Genomic DNA, 16,675 nt, shown 5'->3' on the forward strand with positions numbered 1-16,675 from the left:
CCGCATTGCTTTTGGTCTGTTGAAAGTGGGAGACAAATGAAGGTTTAGTGAAAAATTAATTGTTTTGAAATCACTGATATTTTCATTTTATCTACTTTGGCGCCCTGGAATTATGAAATTGAGCAACAAAATGCCTATTTTCAGCGTCGATGACTTAACTGATAATATGAATTCTGAAAAGGGAATCATAGATAAACTGAATAAACGAAACACAAAAATGCTGAAGGAATTCTTTCTTCAGTTCTATCCGTCTGTGTGTGTGTTTACTAAGAAGTTCATCAGTGAGTCTGACGTAGTGGAAGATATAGCCCAGGAAGCATTCCTGGTTTATTGGGAAAGTCAAAGGCAATTCGATGAGTTGAGCGACCTGAAAGGTTTTTTATACAAAACGGCGAAGTTTAAATGTATGAATTACCTCAAGCTAAAATCACTTCGCGAAGATATCCTGAAGAATGTTTACAGCGACAAAGAAGGATTGTACGAGCTTATCCTGGAAGAAGAAACCTACCGCATTATTCATAAAGCAATAGAAAACCTGCCGGTTCAAAGCCAGCGCATCATTCAATTAAGTATGAGGGGCTATAAAAACCCTGAAATTGCCGAAGAAATGGGCGTTTCCATCAATACCATCAAAACCTTAAAAGGAAATGCCTACAAAGTACTTCGGCGAAACCTGAAGGAATGTGTTTATGTATTGCTATTGCTTCATCAGATTCTTGGGAACTAGTGAATTCTGATCGGCCAATTTCAGGTGTTACTTCCCGTCGTTTGATTTAAAAATCACCAATTAAATTTTTTTTTGAAAAAAAGTGGGTCTTCGATTCACCCTGTTTTCGTTTTTATTAAATCCTACTAATAGAAAGACAGATGAAACGATCATGATAATTTCTACACAAACGAGAATGATTATAAACGGATGAGAATTCAGCATTTAATACAAGTTGCAAGATTGATTGCAAAAGACACCAGCAATCAGATCAGTCCGGAAGAAAAGGAACGGCTTGAATCATGGAAGAATGAGTCGAAGCAGAATCTTAAGCTTTATGACCGGATTGTAAACTGGGATAATTTTCAGGAAAGAAACCGGGAGTGGGAAAGCATTGATGCTGACCATGCCTGGGAACAATTTTCTGCCCGCATAGAGAAAGAGCGACGGGTGTTAAATGTAAGGCAGATTCTAATATATGCAGCGGCCATCATGCTTCCTTTGCTGGTTGGCGGAACTGTCTTCTATTATTTAACGGTAAGAGACGGGAATTCCGAACTGACAGCGGAAAGTTCCATTCCGGTGGCAGCTATTAATCCGGGAACTCAGAATGCCGTGATCATCCTGGATAACGGAAAAAGCATCGACCTGGAGAATGCGGGAATTGATCAGTTGGTGGAGAAAGACGGCTCGGTTATTACAAATGAAAATGGCCAGTTAAAATATTCCGAATCAAAAAAATCAGGAAAAGAGCAGCTTCGCAATACTTTGATCGTACCGCGGGGAGGGGAGTACACCCTTGTTTTATCCGATGGGTCGAGGGTATTTCTTAATTCGGTAAGTAAGCTGGTTTACCCGGTTGTTTTTGATGAGAAAACGCGGGAAGTAAGCCTGGAAGGTGAAGCCTATTTCGAAATAGAAAAAGACGCGAGCAAACCTTTTATTGTGAACGTTGAAGGGGTGAAAATTGAAGTACTGGGAACCTCGTTTAACGTAAAAGCCTACAGCGAAGAAGCAAGCATTTTTACAACACTGGTGGAGGGAAAAGTTAAGCTCAATACGCGGGGAGAGAACAACGATTGCATTCTTTTGCCCGACCAACAGGCTGTAATTGAGAAAAGCAGCCACAGTGTTGCGGTAAATGAGGTGGATGTGCAGCAGTTTATCGGCTGGAAAAACGGTCTTTATTCTTTTGCCGATCAGCCCATCGAAGACATCATGCGAACCCTGGCGCGCTGGTATGATTTTGAATACGAATTCGCCAGCGATTCGTTAAAAGCCATTCATTTTGAAGGAGGATTAAACAAGTACGATAATATTTATCCGGTACTGGATATTATGCAGGGCACGGGAAAACTAAAATATAAGATTGAAGGAAAGAAAATAATTTTTATGTAGAAATGTTGCGGGAGGTGTTCGCAGCACCTCCCGCATAAACAATCTCTTCATGAATTACACAAAGCAATTGTTTAACTAAGCGTTTAAAAGTATGAAAAAAATCTTTAATGGGAACCTTTCCTACTGGGAGGGGTGTAAGAAGATTGTTAGGATTATGAAATTAACAGCACTGTTCTTATTTGTAGGCTTGCTCCAGGTTTCAGCGTTTTCTTATTCGCAGAATGCCCGGATCAGTCTTGAAGTAAATGATGCAGAACTAAAAGAAGTAATCAATGCAATTCAAAAGCAAACAGAGTTTATTTTCTTTTACAGTCCGGAAGATTTAAAGGATGTAAAGAATCTGAACCTGAAGGTTCATGATGCAAAGCTTCAGGAAGTTCTGGAGAAATGTTTCGAAAACACCGACCTGGAATTCGAGATCAGGCACAAGGCCATTGTGTTGAAAAAGGCTTTGAAAAAAGAGCTTTTGCCTGATAGCGGGGAAGAAATGATGCCCTTGCAAAAGAAAACCGTAAGCGGAAAAGTAACCGACGAAAAGGGACTGCCGCTGCCCGGGGTTTCGGTCATGGTAAAGGGCACAGCCATTGGTATTACCACTGACGTAGATGGTAACTATGCCCTCGAAATTCCGGACGAAGCAGCCGTGCTGGTATTTTCGTTTGTGGGCATGCGCCGCGAAGAAGTAAATATTGGCGGACAGTCGGTGATTAACGTAACGATGGCAGAAGACCTTATCGGAATTGATGAGGTAGTGGCAGTAGGTTACGGGGTGCAGAAAAAAATTAACCTGACCGGATCGGTGGCTTCCATAAACGGCGATGTGCTGGACAACCGGCCGGTGCCCAACGTCGGTACCGGACTTCAGGGCTTGCTGCCCGGGGTAACGGTTACTTCATCTTCGGGCCAGCCCGGAAACTCCGGAACCAGTATCCTGGTACGCGGGGTGAATACCATCAACAGCCAGACCAATCCGTTGATCCTGATTGATGGTGTGGCCGGCGGGGATATCAACCTGCTGAATCCTGATGATATTGAAAGCGTGAGCGTTCTGAAGGACGCCGCTTCGTCAGCTATTTACGGAGCCCGTGCAGCCAATGGTGTTATCCTGGTTACTACCAAACAAGGTAAAAACGAAGGAAAAGCTGCTTTTAGCTACAACGGTTATTACGGTGTTCAGACTCCCATTTCGCTGCCCGAACTGGTAAATGGACGCGAATACATGATGCTCGAAAATGAAGCGCGCAGTGCCCGCGGGGTAGCTATTCCGTATTCGGAAGAAGCCTTTATGATGTACGACTCCAAGAACTTTCCGAATGACTATTCGAATACAGACTGGATAGCCGAGACGTACAAGAAATTTGCGGCACAGCAAAGTCATAATATAAACATTCAGGGAAAGGTTAACAAGTCAAGTTACTACATGTCGTATGGGTATCTTGAACAAAACGGCCTTATCATAGGTGACCCTTATTATTCTTCACGAAACAACGTGCGTCTGCGTTTGAATACACAGGTGGCCGACAGATTGAAAGTGGACGGGAACCTTAGTTTTGTTGATTTTTACCGGAAAGATGCCGGAGGTAACGGAACAGCCGGTGTATTCAGATTAACACAGCGTATTTCGCCCCTGTTGCCGGTAAAATGGCAGTTGCCTACCGAAGATGGAGGTTGGACTGATTCTCCGTACTGGTCGTACGGTTCGGTTACGAACCCGGTTAGAACGGCTTACGAATCAGGTTACCTAAAAAGCAGTTCCCGGACTTTCAACGGAAACTTTAATGCAACGCTCGATTTAATTGAAGGCATGAACATCAATACTCAATATGCCTATAATTATTATACCCGCGATATAAAAGACTGGAACCCAACCATGCCGCGTTTCCTGGCGGACGGCACACCGCATCCGTCGAACGACAATGTTTTGAACAGTATTGCCGTAACACACCGCAGCATTTTAACCCAAACACTGGCAACGACTTTAAACTATTCGAAAAAGATCAAACAACACGATCTTAAGTTCTTAGCCGGATTTTCGCAAGAGTGGGCTTATTTGCCGGTACTGTATGGCTCGCGAAAGAAAATATTACTGGACGGTGTTGAAGAGATCGATGGCGGAACAGAAGACATCGTGAATAGCGGTTCGGCTGAACACTGGGCTTTGCGTTCCTATTTCGGACGAATTAATTACGACTTTGCGGAAAGGTATTTGTTCGAGGCCAACGTTCGTTACGATGGAACTTCGCGCTTTGCCAAAGAAAACCGTTGGGGCTTTTTCCCGTCTTTCTCGGCCGGATGGAAATTCTCGGAAGAATCATTTATGGAGTTTGCAGAACCTATTTTGGCACTCGGAAAACTAAGGGTTTCGTGGGGTGAACTGGGGAACCAGAATATTAGCAACAGCTACTATCCGTACTTAACCGAAATTGAAAGGGTAACAAAAGCTTATCCGATCGGCGGACAGGACAATGTTGGGTTTAAGCAGTATTCGCTGGCCAATGAGAACATTAAGTGGGAAACCATTCGGATGTTCAACGTGGGAGCCGATCTGAATATGCTTGATAACCGGATGAATTTCACGTTCGACTGGTTTAAGAAAACCAACATCAATGCCTTGCTGAAACCTATTTACCCAACCATCATCGGGATCACTTCCAGTGCCAACCTTCCGTTGGAAAACATTGGCTCAATCGAAAACAAAGGTTGGGAAATTACCCTTGGCTGGCGCGATAAAATTGGCAATGTACAGTACGGGTTAACCGCCAACTTATCCGATGCCAGAAATAAAATTACCGACATGGGAACCAGCGCTCCTTCGCTGGGCAATAATATTCGCAGGGTAGGCGACCCGATTAATGCTTATTACGGTTACCTGACCGACGGACTGGCACAGGTGGATGATTTTGAATCGTACGACGAAACCTCAGGCAAGTACCTGAGCCCGAAATTTCCGGTAATCAGCAGCTACGCCAACATTATTCAACCCGGAGATATTATTTACCGGGATATAAACGGTGAAGACGGAAAACCTGACGGAAAGATTGATGAATACGACAAAGTGGTATTTGGCGATCCGTATCCACGTTATTCCTATTCATTAAGGGGATTTGCGAATTGGAAAAACTTTGATTTCTCGTTCTATTTGCAGGGAGTGGGTAAGGTAAACGGTTACCTGAGAGATGAGGCAAGACACGCATTCCTGAACGACTATTCCATTCCAAAAAAATCGCACCTCGACAGATGGACGCCTAACAATACAGATGCATCGTACCCGCGTATGTATTACCAGGCCGATCACAACATCGTTTTTTCAGATTATTGGGTGGAAGACGCTTCTTATTTGAGATTAAAAAATATCCAGTTGGGATACACCCTTCCGAAACACCTGACCGACAAGATGAAAATAAGCAGGGCTAAGGTTTATCTTTCGGCTGACAACCTTTTTACCATTACCAACTATTTCGGCGGTTTCGACCCGGAAGTGCGTGAAACTTCGGGAGATGAATATCCGCAATTGAAAACATTTGCATTAGGTGTTCAACTTGGTTTTTAACTCTTAATTCAACAACAATGAAGAATTTCAGATATATCTATTTATTGATAATAATATTTCTCAGCGGTTGTAACGACAACTTTCTGGATAAATACCCCCTTGATACGGTTACGCACGGAACCTACTGGAAAACAGAGGACCAGTTAAGAGCAGCTCTTTATCCGTGTTACGAAGGACTACAGTTCGAGTTGATTGTTTACCCGAGCGTATTTGGCGACGATGTAGTTTGGGGTTCGCTAAGCAGCGGGTTAAGTAAGGTTCCGGGTGGAAGACACACCGCCATGGATGGTTTTCCGCTTACTTCGTTCTGGTCGTACACCTACGGACATATCTTCAATTGCAATAATTTCCTTGACCATTACAATGCGGCAGAAATCGATCAGGATGTGAAAGATGTATATGCGGCGGAGGTGAAGGTGCTCAGGGCTTTGCAATATTTCTGGTTAACTTCTTACTGGGGCGATGTGCCATTGGTAACCAAAGTTATCACAGCGTCAGAAGCTTATGGTCCGCGCACCCCAAAAGCCGAGGTAATCGAATTTATTCTGAAGGACCTGGAGTGGGCTGCTGAAAAACTAGGCAGTGAAATCCAGACAGGCGAGAATCTGGGGCGCATTAATAAATGGGGGGCACTCGCATTGACGGCGCGTATTGCCTTGCAAAATGAAATGTGGGAACTGGCTGCCAGTGCCGCAAAGGAAATCATCGACAACAGTCCTCACGAGCTTTATTCAAATTACGGCGATCTGTACCAGCTGGCCGGTAACTCGGAAGTAAATCCTGCTAACAAGGAAGCCATGATTTTTAGTTTGTTTGTGGATAATCTTCGGATGAATAACCTAAGCAACTATACCTGTACAGCTGTTGATTATATTCGTATGAATCCTTCGAGACGTTTGGTGGATGCCTACTTGTGTACCGACGGAAAGCCTGCAAAAACCGGGCTCGAATATTATCAGAATACCAATGTGGCTACTTCTGACCGGTATCCTTATCCGGAACAACATTACGTGGATTACTTTACGGAAAGAGACCCGCGTATGGCGATGACTTTGTATACACCGGGAGATGAATGGCCCGGAGGCGACGACGGTGACCCGGATGTTGACGGAGGCAATGAATTTTTTCAGCTTCCCCGTTTTGCCGTACTGCAAAACAACAACCGTCTGGGAGCGAACGGATTAACCGGTTTTTATTTTAAAAAGTACAATTCGATGGAGCTGGCAGGGCAGACCAATCGCGACCATAACAACATCAATGTAATCCGCTATGCCGAAGTGCTGCTGATTTATGCCGAAGCACTGTTCAAAATTCAGGGAGAAACCTTGACTCAGGATCAGATTGATATGACGATCAATCAGCTGAGAAACCGGGTAGGGATGCATCCCATGAAACTGACTGAATTACAGGCTTGGGGAATGGACCTGAAAACTGAGTTGCACCGCGAAAGACGGGTGGAAATGTCGATGGACGGCATGAGGTATTTTGACGTTCTTCGTTGGAGAGAAGGAGAGAAATTTTTAGGAAAAGCCATGGTAGGACCAAGTCTTGCCGTATGTATGAACGACCTCGGAAAAAATCCTTTTCCCGATAACGGAACCGACGAGTTTGGCGACATTATATATGAGAAATCAGTAGCCGAAGGCGGCCTCGACAATTTCGATCCGAGTAAGCATTACCTGTGGCCTGTTCCATATGCTGAAAGAGTTAAAAACCCTGATCTGGGCCAGAACCCCGGATGGGAATAAGCGGACAGGAACCAGGGCAATGCCTGATGTAAACATGTATAAAATTCAAAAACGAAAATCTGATATGAGGTTTCTAGTATTTCTTTTACTGATAACAACATTTTCTTGCCAATCCGACAACACCGAAGTGGAAGATCCGGGATGGGGAGACAAAACGCCCACCAATAAAATTACTGTTATGAGCTACAATGTAAAATATTGTTCTCCGTATAACAGCACCACGCCCAATGTCGATTCTGTGGCAAATGTTCTTAAAGCGGCAAAGCCCGACATTGTGTTGTTACAGGAACTTGACCGTAATACAACGCGAAGCGGGAAAGTAGATCAGTTGGCTGTGTTGTCAGAAAAAACCGATCTGCCTTATACCGCCTACGGAAAAGCAATTGATTACCAGGGCGGAGAATCGGGTCTGGGAATTTTGTCACGTTATCAGTTGTCGGATGTGCAGATTATTAAGTTACCTCGTGTTGAGATTCCGGATACTTATGTTAGTTACCGTATTTTGCTAAAAGCCACCATTTCGGTGAACGGGAAGAAAATTGCCATTGGAAATACGCATCTCGAACTGACCCAGCAAAACAGAGATTTGCAGGTGCCCGAGATCAATAAAGTACTTTCGGCAGCCAATATGCCGGTTATTCTTGGTGGCGATTTTAATGCAACGCCTGAAAATAATACCATGCAAACATTTTTTAGTTATGGTTTCAAAAAAACCTGTTTGCAGGGATGTAATACGATAACCTCGCTGGCTCCAACCAGGGAGATCGACTATATTATTTACAGGCCGGAATCAAAGTTCAACATCGTTTCGCATGATGTCATCAGTACATTGGCATCCGATCATATGCCCATTGTTTCTGTTATTGAAGTGAATTAAAAAACTTTCAATTAGTTACTTGAATAAAAAAATTGAATCATGATAAAGAGAATAATAATATTTCTGCCTGTTTTAGCCCTGCTGCTTTGGAATAGTTGCGAGGAACAGGTAAGCGATCCCCTGATAACATTTGAAAACGGGATCGACAGTATTTCCGATATTTTCCCCGGCGATTTGTTTGGGGTTAACGGAGAGATCCTGACAGAAGCACCTGTTGCCGGAACTTTCTACTTTCTTCAGAAAAAAGATGCCAACGGCAAGCTGGAGGAAACAGGTGATCGTTTGGAACTTGAGTCCAACGGGTCTTTTGCGCTGAATTTTATAATGGAACAAAGTACGGTTGGTGTAAAGCTTATTGCTGAAGATACCAAGGGGAACAGAACCGTTAAAATATTTAAGGTAATAAAAGGAATCGACGGACTTGAAATTAATTTTGACGGTGCCGGTTTCATCGAGGATATTGAATCGGGAGAACCATTCAATGTAACAGGAACGGTAACATCCAAAACAAAGTTAACCAGCCTGAACTATCGGGTTGTTAAAGGCGATATTACTGATCAGCCGGTTGATATTCCGATTACCAATGATTTGTCGATGACTTTTGACATTCCTTTGGCGGCTCAAAACGGTATGACAGGAGTGTTGATCAGTGCTTCCAATAAAGGCGAGTTGGTGGCCGAAAAGCTTTACGAGATCAAGCATGTAACCTTTGTCGGGCCTGTTGTGTTATTCGACCAGGAACTGGTGGAAGTGAAGCCCGACTCGATGTTTACGGTAACTGGTGCTATTACATCTGACCTGGCTGTTACTTCGGTTAGTTATGCCGCAGTTAGAGGGGGTGTTGCAGATGTCGCCCAGCCCCTGACTTTAAGCGGAGACCGTTTTAGTGTAGAGCTGAATGCCGGGGAAGATGTTAACGGCGTACTTATTACTGCTGTTGATGCGCATGGCAACGAAACAAGTGCGAACCTGCCTGTTTCGATCCTGTTCCCGGGGGTTACCGTTGGAGAGGTGATGTTGCATTACAAATACATTATTTTGTCAGACGATAAATTCTCGAAAACCTATTTCAGTTTCGATCAGGCACCTTATGTATTGAACGGAGACCAGGCTTTTGCCAACCAAAGCAGTGTGAACCTGGTTTACACCAACTGTTATGTTTCTCCCACAAGCGGGAGCAACGGGCCGGCGCTGTTTGGTCCGAACGTAAGTGGCGCTTCAACCATTAAGGCAAGTGATCTGATCGAAGGCTGGGCAACACCTGTAAATCTGACCCGCACACCGTCGGCGACTGATTTTTACAGCACTTTAGGTTTTACTTTCGACGAAATCGGTGATTCGCAGGAGCAGTGGGATGCCATTGACGCCTATATTCAGGGAAAAATCGGAGGTTCAAGTGTGGTTCGGCAATACAATATGTCGGTGGGCTATACATTTGCCCTCGGCTTTGGCGGAACCAGTGCTACTGAAATTAACCGGTATGCGATCGCCATCGTTCGCAGTTTGGGAGGTGAAAAAGCAACTTCCAGTGGTGAATCTACCGGCGCATGGGTAGAACTCGAGATTAAAATCAGAAAGTAAATAGTTCATAGTTTTGTTTAGATTCGTAGGCAGGTAAGAGTTATTTTATCTGCCTACATTTTATGTATTAATTAGATTTATACCCTTTATGAAGTTCTTATGCTTAACAGCGGCTCTCCTTCTGGCATTGGTGTTAGGGGTGTTCGCCCAGGAAAAAACAGATACCTTAAAAGTGCTTTGCTACAATTTGCGTTTTGGTGAATTGGCTTCGCTCGAAGAGCTTGCCGCTTTTATTAAGGAGCAGCAACCGGATGTGGTTGCCTTGCAGGAAGTAGATTGCCACACCAACAGAGAAAGAGCGCCTCTTCAGAATGGAAAGGATTTTATAACAGAGCTTGGTTTTCGCACGGACATGTTGTCGGCCTACGGAAAAACAATTCCCTATGCCGGCGGATACTACGGTATCGGTATTCTTTCCCGGTTTCCTTTGGCATCGGTAGAGCGTATTTACCTGCCCAAAACTGAGCATGGAAAAGAGCAGCGGGCCATGTTGGTGAGTCATGTTGAATACGAAGAAGGAAAGTATTTTACGTTTGCATGTACTCATCTCGATTATACCAATACCGAGGAGCGCCAGGTTCAGGTGGCTAAACTGAACGAGGTGCTGCAAAAAGAACCCTATCCGGTAATTGTTTGTGGCGACTTTAATGCACGACCCGATTCAAAGGAGATCGTTGAAGGCATGGCCGACTGGAAACGTCTGTGTAACCTGGATTCGACAGTTCCGGCAAAAGAGCCCCGTCACAAGATCGACTACATCTTTGCCTATCCGCAGGAAAAGTGGGAGGGGATCGAAAATACCACTTGGAAAGTCCAGCTTTCAGATCATTTGCCCATTGGCGCTGTGGTAGAACTTCGGTAGGCAACTGATTTATCCGGCTTCTTATTTCGAACGAAGCTGGTGATAACGCCCAATGGCTTGTCCGGTTTTTTAGACCACAGTGGGTTTCTTTGGTAAAAGGGAATGTCAGTACAATTATTCCAATTTCCTAATTCTTAAAATTAGGGGGAAGGGAGTTCTGTAGCGACATTCCTTTTTTGTTGTAAAGTTTTTAGTGGCACCGAGACATACGCTCTCATCTGTGTGCATTTTAGCGAAATTCTGAGCTGTTTTTGTAATTGGAGTTCCGTTTTAGGGAAAGAGCTTTTAACGCTTTAAAAAGCCGCTAGTGGCTATTGGAGTGATGTTGGGAAGATTGCCTTCTTTGGGAAAAGGTTAGCTGAGATTTGTAGAAAGGTTGCCAGTATTGCAGAAAAATTAGATTGCCGAATCTCAGCCCCATCCAAACTTTAAGCATAAAAAAGCTCCGAATCTCTTCGAAGCTTTCATTTGGTGACTCAGCTGGGGCTCGAACCCAGGACCCCATCCTTAAAAGGGATGTGCTCTACCAACTGAGCTACTGAGTCATCCTTTGTATGTTCCTTTGTTTTTCAAAGGCGGGTGCAAAGGTAATATTTATTTTTTTCCAGTAAATTATTTTATGAAAAACTTGATGCTTTATTTTACTACGGGCTGATAAAAATAAAAAAGCTCCGAATTTCTTCGAAGCTTTCATTTGGTGACTCAGCTGGGGCTCGAACCCAGGACCCCATCCTTAAAAGGGATGTGCTCTACCAACTGAGCTACTGAGTCATCCTTTGTATGTTCCTTTGTTTCTCAAAGGCGGGTGCAAAAGTAGTATTTATTTTTTTTCACACAAACGCATCTTTAACTTTTTTGAATTTTTTTGATGCTTCATGCTTTTTGTTGCACGGAAATTTAGTTCTTTTTTGAGGAATAAACGACTGTTTTTTAGTTTTTTGAATGTTAAGAAATAGTGTGCCGGGCGATTTGAAAAAAAATCAAAGATTTGAAGGGAAAAAATTTAATTGTAGTTTTGAGTCTTTCAAAAACTGAATTTTCGTTGAAGGAACCGATACATATTTTCGATACAGTTTGATTAGCTTAGAAGGATATATAGTTATCGCGGTTGTGGTACTCACAATTGTTGCTTTGGCGAAAGAGTTGATGCGCCCGGGCCTGGTACTGTTTTCTGCGTCCACTATTTTACTGGCAACCGGAATTATCTCCAGCGAAGAAATGCTGGCAGGCTTCTCGAACAAGGGAATGCTAACCATCGGAGTGCTTTTTCTGGTGAGTGAAGGAGTACGTCAATCAGGGGTCTTGAACCGGGTGGCGCAAACCTATCTTCCGCGCAAACGACGGAAAATGGTTTCCATGATCCCGCAGATCATGATACCGGTTTCCATTATGTCGGGCTTTTTGAACAACACACCTGTGGTGATCATCTTTGCCCCAATCATCAAGAAATGGTCGGAGAATCTCAATCTTTCATCCAAAAAATTTCTGATACCGCTTTCGTATGCCACCATTTTTGGTGGTATGTGTACCTTAATTGGCACATCTACCAACCTGGTTGTGCACGGGTTGATACTGGAAAACGGCTACGAAGGTTTTAGCATGTTTGAGTTGGTAAAGGTTGGCGGCTTTATTGCCTTCTTCGGAACCCTATACATTACCGTGTTTGGAAACTGGCTGCTCCCGGGGAAGAAGATCGTTTTTAACACCAAAAGTTCGACCGAGTACAAGGATTATTACTACGACATCATTGTTTCGGAAAACAGCAGCCTGGTGGGGCAGGAAATAAAAAACGGGCGGATTAAGGAGTTGAAAGGGTTGTTTATTCAGTGTATCAACCGCGACGGAAAGGTGATGGAAGTCCGCAAGGGGACTTTCGACCTGCAGGCCAATGATAAGCTGCTGGTAGCCGGGAAGTCAGATCGTCTGACATATATTCTCGGCAATGATAACATAAAGTTAAGTGGCATTGATTTGGTAAAGGGAATCCCGAAAGACAAGCTTAAACAATACGAAGCCGTAATTGCACCGCGTTTCCCGGCCGTTGGGAAAACCATTCACGAATTTAATTTCTACGAACATTATCAGGCGGTGGTTTTGGCCATTCACCGAAACGGGGAGCGCATTACTTCCAACATGGACAAGCTAAAACTGAAAGCCGGGGACAACCTCGTTTTGCTTACCACCGATAAGTTTGTGCAAAACTGGGGCGAATCCAAGATTTTCTACCTCACTTCCTATATCAGGGATTACAGAAGCACCGGTACCTTTTGGAAAAAATGGCTGGCATTTATCGTTCTCTTGCTGATGATTTTGGGAACCACCTTCGGAGAGTTCCTGCAGTCGCCGGGTGGCATTGAATTAGACATGTTCTATTTTGCTTCCATCGCAGCTGTTTTGCTGGTTTGGATGAAAATTATGCCACACCAGAAATACACAAAGGCTATCAGCTGGGATGTTTTAATCACCATTGCCTGTGCCTTTGCCATCAGTAAAGCCATGCAAAGTTCGGGAGCTGCAGAAGGAATTGCGCGCACAACCATCGAGTTTTCAAAAGCTTTTGGTCCGGTGGGAGTGTTGGCTGCTTTGTACATCATTACCACCATCTTTACTGAAATTATAACCAACAATGCGGCGGCGGCGCTTGTGTTCCCGATTGCACTGGCTGCGGCCCAGCAAATGGGGATCAATCCAAAGCCCTTTTTTGTCGCCATTGCGATTGCCGCTTCGGCCAGTTTTTCAACACCGGTCGGCTATCAAACCAATCTGCTGGTGCAAGCCATTGGGAATTATAAGTTTACAGATTACGTGAAAATTGGCCTTCCGCTAAATGTGCTGGCCTTTATTCTTTCAATGTTATTAATTCCTTATTTCTGGAGTTTTTAGTCCTTTATTTTTCGTTAAAAATCAGGTGAAAATCGGCAAACGGAATAAAATTCTATCTTTGCCTGACTATTGAATTTTTATTGCAAAACAACGGACAGCTACTTAACCATTCCATCCTTTTGGGTATGCTGTGGTAGCTACTGAAATAAGATTAGTGACATGAATGAATATTCGTTGACCAACCTTCGTGAACTGGAAGCTGAAGCCATTCATATTATTCGCGAAGTTGCTGCCGAATTCGAAAATCCCGTTATGCTTTATTCCATCGGGAAAGATTCTTCGGTGATGGTTCGTCTGGCAGAAAAAGCCTTTTATCCCGGAAAAGTTCCTTTCCCGCTGATGCATATCGATTCCAAGTGGAAATTCCAGGAAATGATTGAGTTTCGGGATAGCTATGCAAAGGAAAACAATTGGGACCTGATTGTGCATTACAACAAAGAAGGTTTCGAAGGTGGAGTGGGGCCTTTCACGCACGGAAGTAAAGTTCATACTGACATTATGAAAACACAGGCCCTGTTGCAAGGTCTGAACAAATACAAGTTTGATGCTGCTTTTGGCGGCGCCCGTCGCGACGAGGAAAAATCAAGGGCCAAGGAGCGCATCTTTTCTTTCCGCGACCGCTATCACCAGTGGGATCCAAAGAATCAGCGTCCCGAGCTTTGGAACATATACAACGCCAAAGTTCACAAGGGCGAATCCATTCGTGTTTTCCCAATCTCAAACTGGACCGAGCTGGACATCTGGCAATACATTCGACTGGAGAATATCCCGATTGTTCCGCTGTACTATGCAAAAGAACGCCCGATTGTGGAAATGGATGGCAGCCTGATTATGGCAGACGATGAACGCATGCCCAAAGAGCTTCGGGACAAAGCGCAAATGCGCAAAGTGCGTTTCCGTACCCTGGGGTGTTATCCGTTAACGGGGGCCATCGACTCGGAAGCAGATACGATTGAAAAGATCGTGGAAGAGATGATGACCGTGACCGTGTCGGAGAGAACCACGCGTGTGATCGATTTCGACCAGGAAGCTTCCATGGAGCAAAAGAAAAGAGAAGGGTATTTCTAGAACCTCGATTTTGGATTCTTGATCCTCGGTGCGTGAAGTATCCGGCGTCAAGTTTCAAACATCAAGTATCAAAAAGATGACAACAAATAAATTAAACATACAGGAATTCCTGAACCAGGATCAAAAGAAAGATCTACTGCGATTATTAACTGCAGGAAGTGTTGACGACGGTAAATCTACGCTAATTGGCCGTTTGATGTTCGACAGTAAAATGTTGTACGAAGACCAGTTGGCAGCACTGGAGCGCGACAGTAAACGTGTGGGACATGCCGGTGAAGACATTGACTATGCGCTTTTGCTGGATGGTTTGAAAGCCGAGCGCGAACAGGGGATCACCATCGATGTGGCTTATCGTTACTTCTCCACTGCCAAACGTAAGTTTATTATTGCCGATACACCCGGGCACGAACAATACACCCGTAACATGATTACCGGTGGTTCAACCGCCAACCTGGCCATTATTCTGATCGACGCGCGTCACGGCGTGATCACACAAACCCGTCGGCATACCTACCTGGCCAATCTGCTGGGTATTAAACATGTGGTGGTAGCCATCAATAAAATGGACCTGGTGGATTTCAGCCAGAAACGTTTTGAGGAAATTAAAAGTGAATACGCTGCTTTTGTAACGCAGCTCGATGTTCCGGATGTGAATTTTATTCCGCTTTCTGCCTTAAAAGGTGATAACGTGGTGGAGACATCCGATAAAATGCCGTGGTATCACGGACCCAGTTTGCTGGAGTTCCTGGAAAATGTTCATGTAAGCAGCGACCGTAACTTTGACGATCTGCGTTACCCGGTTCAGTATGTTTTACGTCCGGATATCAAGTTCCGTGGATTCTCAACTTCGGTGGCTTCAGGTATTATCAAAAAAGGCGACGAAGTAATGGTTTTGCCTTCTTTGAAAAAGTCGAAAGTAAAGTCGATTGTTACCTACGACGGAGAACTGGATTATGCTTTCCCGCCGCAGTCGGTAACCGTTACCCTGGAAGACGAGATCGATATTTCGCGTGGCGATATGCTGGTTCACCCGGATAATCTGCCACGTGTAGAACGCCAGTTTGAAGCGATGCTGGTGTGGATGGACGAGAAGGAAATGAATCTTTCCACACAGTTTTACATCAAGCACGCCAGCAATACAACCAAAGCACGTATTGATGACATCCGTTACAAGGTGGATGTAAATACGCTGGAAAAATCAAACATCGAGAAATTTAACCTCAATGAAATCGGACGGGTGGTGATTACCACTACCAAGCCGCTTTTCTTTGATCCTTATAAAAAGAACAAACAAACGGGGTCGTTTATCCTGATCGATCCGGTAACCCATAATACCTGTGCGGTTGGGATGATCATCGATAAGCTGAGCAGCAAGAACTTGTTTTCGCGTATTACCGATACCGATAAAGAACAGATTGCCGCCGGAAAATCGTTGATCAAGACCGAAGAACGCCGGCAGAAACTGAACCAGAAAGGGGAAACCATCTGGATCACCGGCTTGCACGGATCGGGCAAAAACGAATTGGCTTTTAGCCTTGAGCGGAAATTATTTGACAACGAAGCATCGGCAGTTCTGATCGACGGCAGTTCGTTACGCTCGGGGTTGAGCCGCGAGCTGGATTATTCACCGGCCGACCGAGCCGAGCATCTGCGTCGTGTGGCACACATTTGTAAAATGCTGAACGACCAGGGAATCATCACAATCTGCTCATTTATCTCCAGGAATGAATCCTTGCGGGAACAAGTGGCCGAGATCATTGGAAAAGACCGTTTCCACCTGTTTTACATGGATGCTTCGCTCGAATTCTGCAAACAAAACAAGCCGGAATTGTACGAGAAAGCCGAGAATGGTGAAATAGAAAATTTACCGGGATTTGACCTCGAATACGAAGTTCCGCAGAAAGCAAAACTGGTATTCAAACCCGAAGAAAACGAGGCGAACCTGGATGCGATTCTGGATTACCTGGCAAACAATAAAGTTTTTCCGATCCACTAAAGAATA

General features: G+C 44.3%; 10 protein-coding genes and 2 tRNA genes. 10 read left to right on the forward strand and 2 right to left on the reverse strand.

Annotation, left to right across the window (positions count from 1 at the left end; all coding sequences use genetic code 11):
• The first annotated feature begins 217 nt into the window (after positions 1 to 217).
• From INQ51_RS15915 to INQ51_RS15945, 7 genes are all read left to right on the forward strand, one after another.
• The gene (locus INQ51_RS15915) at positions 218 to 727 is read left to right on the forward strand and encodes a sigma-70 family RNA polymerase sigma factor (RefSeq protein WP_233378943.1); all 510 of its coding nucleotides are present in this window, start codon (positions 218 to 220) and stop codon (positions 725 to 727) included.
• A gap of 222 nt (positions 728 to 949) precedes the next feature.
• Positions 950 to 2,104: a FecR family protein gene (locus INQ51_RS15920; protein WP_233378944.1), complete on the forward strand. Its 1,155-nt coding sequence runs from the start codon at positions 950 to 952 to the stop codon at positions 2,102 to 2,104.
• Positions 2,105 to 2,195: 91 nt separating this feature from the next.
• On the forward strand, positions 2,196 to 5,654 hold the full coding sequence (locus tag INQ51_RS15925) for a TonB-dependent receptor (RefSeq protein WP_233378945.1): 3,459 nt from the start codon (positions 2,196 to 2,198) through the stop codon (positions 5,652 to 5,654).
• 17 nt (positions 5,655 to 5,671) lie between these two features.
• Positions 5,672 to 7,402 (forward strand): RagB/SusD family nutrient uptake outer membrane protein, encoded by a 1,731-nt coding sequence (locus tag INQ51_RS15930; RefSeq protein WP_233378946.1) that lies wholly within the window; start codon positions 5,672 to 5,674, stop codon positions 7,400 to 7,402.
• Between the two features lie 64 nt (positions 7,403 to 7,466).
• Positions 7,467 to 8,279 (forward strand): endonuclease/exonuclease/phosphatase family protein, encoded by an 813-nt coding sequence (locus tag INQ51_RS15935; RefSeq protein WP_233378947.1) that lies wholly within the window; start codon positions 7,467 to 7,469, stop codon positions 8,277 to 8,279.
• 39 nt (positions 8,280 to 8,318) lie between these two features.
• The gene (locus INQ51_RS15940) at positions 8,319 to 9,860 is read left to right on the forward strand and encodes a hypothetical protein (protein ID WP_233378948.1); all 1,542 of its coding nucleotides are present in this window, start codon (positions 8,319 to 8,321) and stop codon (positions 9,858 to 9,860) included.
• Between the two features lie 88 nt (positions 9,861 to 9,948).
• Complete coding sequence (locus tag INQ51_RS15945) at positions 9,949 to 10,722, forward strand: endonuclease/exonuclease/phosphatase family protein (RefSeq protein WP_233378949.1); 774 nt, start codon at positions 9,949 to 9,951, stop codon at positions 10,720 to 10,722.
• Between the two features lie 469 nt (positions 10,723 to 11,191).
• On the opposite strand, the gene INQ51_RS15950 is transcribed toward INQ51_RS15945, so the two are convergent.
• A tRNA-Lys gene (locus INQ51_RS15950) sits at positions 11,192 to 11,267 on the reverse strand.
• Positions 11,268 to 11,417: 150 nt separating this feature from the next.
• Positions 11,418 to 11,493, reverse strand: a tRNA-Lys gene (locus INQ51_RS15955).
• Positions 11,494 to 11,832: 339 nt separating this feature from the next.
• Between INQ51_RS15955 and INQ51_RS15960 the strand changes: the two genes are divergently transcribed.
• The 3 genes from INQ51_RS15960 (at position 11,833) to cysN (ending at position 16,669) form a co-directional block, all read left to right on the forward strand.
• Complete coding sequence (locus INQ51_RS15960) at positions 11,833 to 13,605, forward strand: SLC13 family permease (protein ID WP_233378950.1); 1,773 nt, start codon at positions 11,833 to 11,835, stop codon at positions 13,603 to 13,605.
• A gap of 159 nt (positions 13,606 to 13,764) precedes the next feature.
• The gene (cysD, locus tag INQ51_RS15965) at positions 13,765 to 14,673 is read left to right on the forward strand and encodes a sulfate adenylyltransferase subunit CysD (RefSeq protein ID WP_119439648.1); all 909 of its coding nucleotides are present in this window, start codon (positions 13,765 to 13,767) and stop codon (positions 14,671 to 14,673) included.
• A gap of 28 nt (positions 14,674 to 14,701) precedes the next feature.
• Positions 14,702 to 16,669, forward strand: a complete 1,968-nt coding sequence (gene cysN, locus INQ51_RS15970; RefSeq protein ID WP_317207964.1) for a sulfate adenylyltransferase subunit CysN — start codon at positions 14,702 to 14,704, stop codon at positions 16,667 to 16,669.
• Positions 16,670 to 16,675 lie beyond the last annotated feature (6 nt).

Source organism: Maribellus sp. CM-23 (assembly GCF_021354595.1).
Taxonomy (GTDB): Bacteria; Bacteroidota; Bacteroidia; order Bacteroidales; family Prolixibacteraceae; genus Draconibacterium.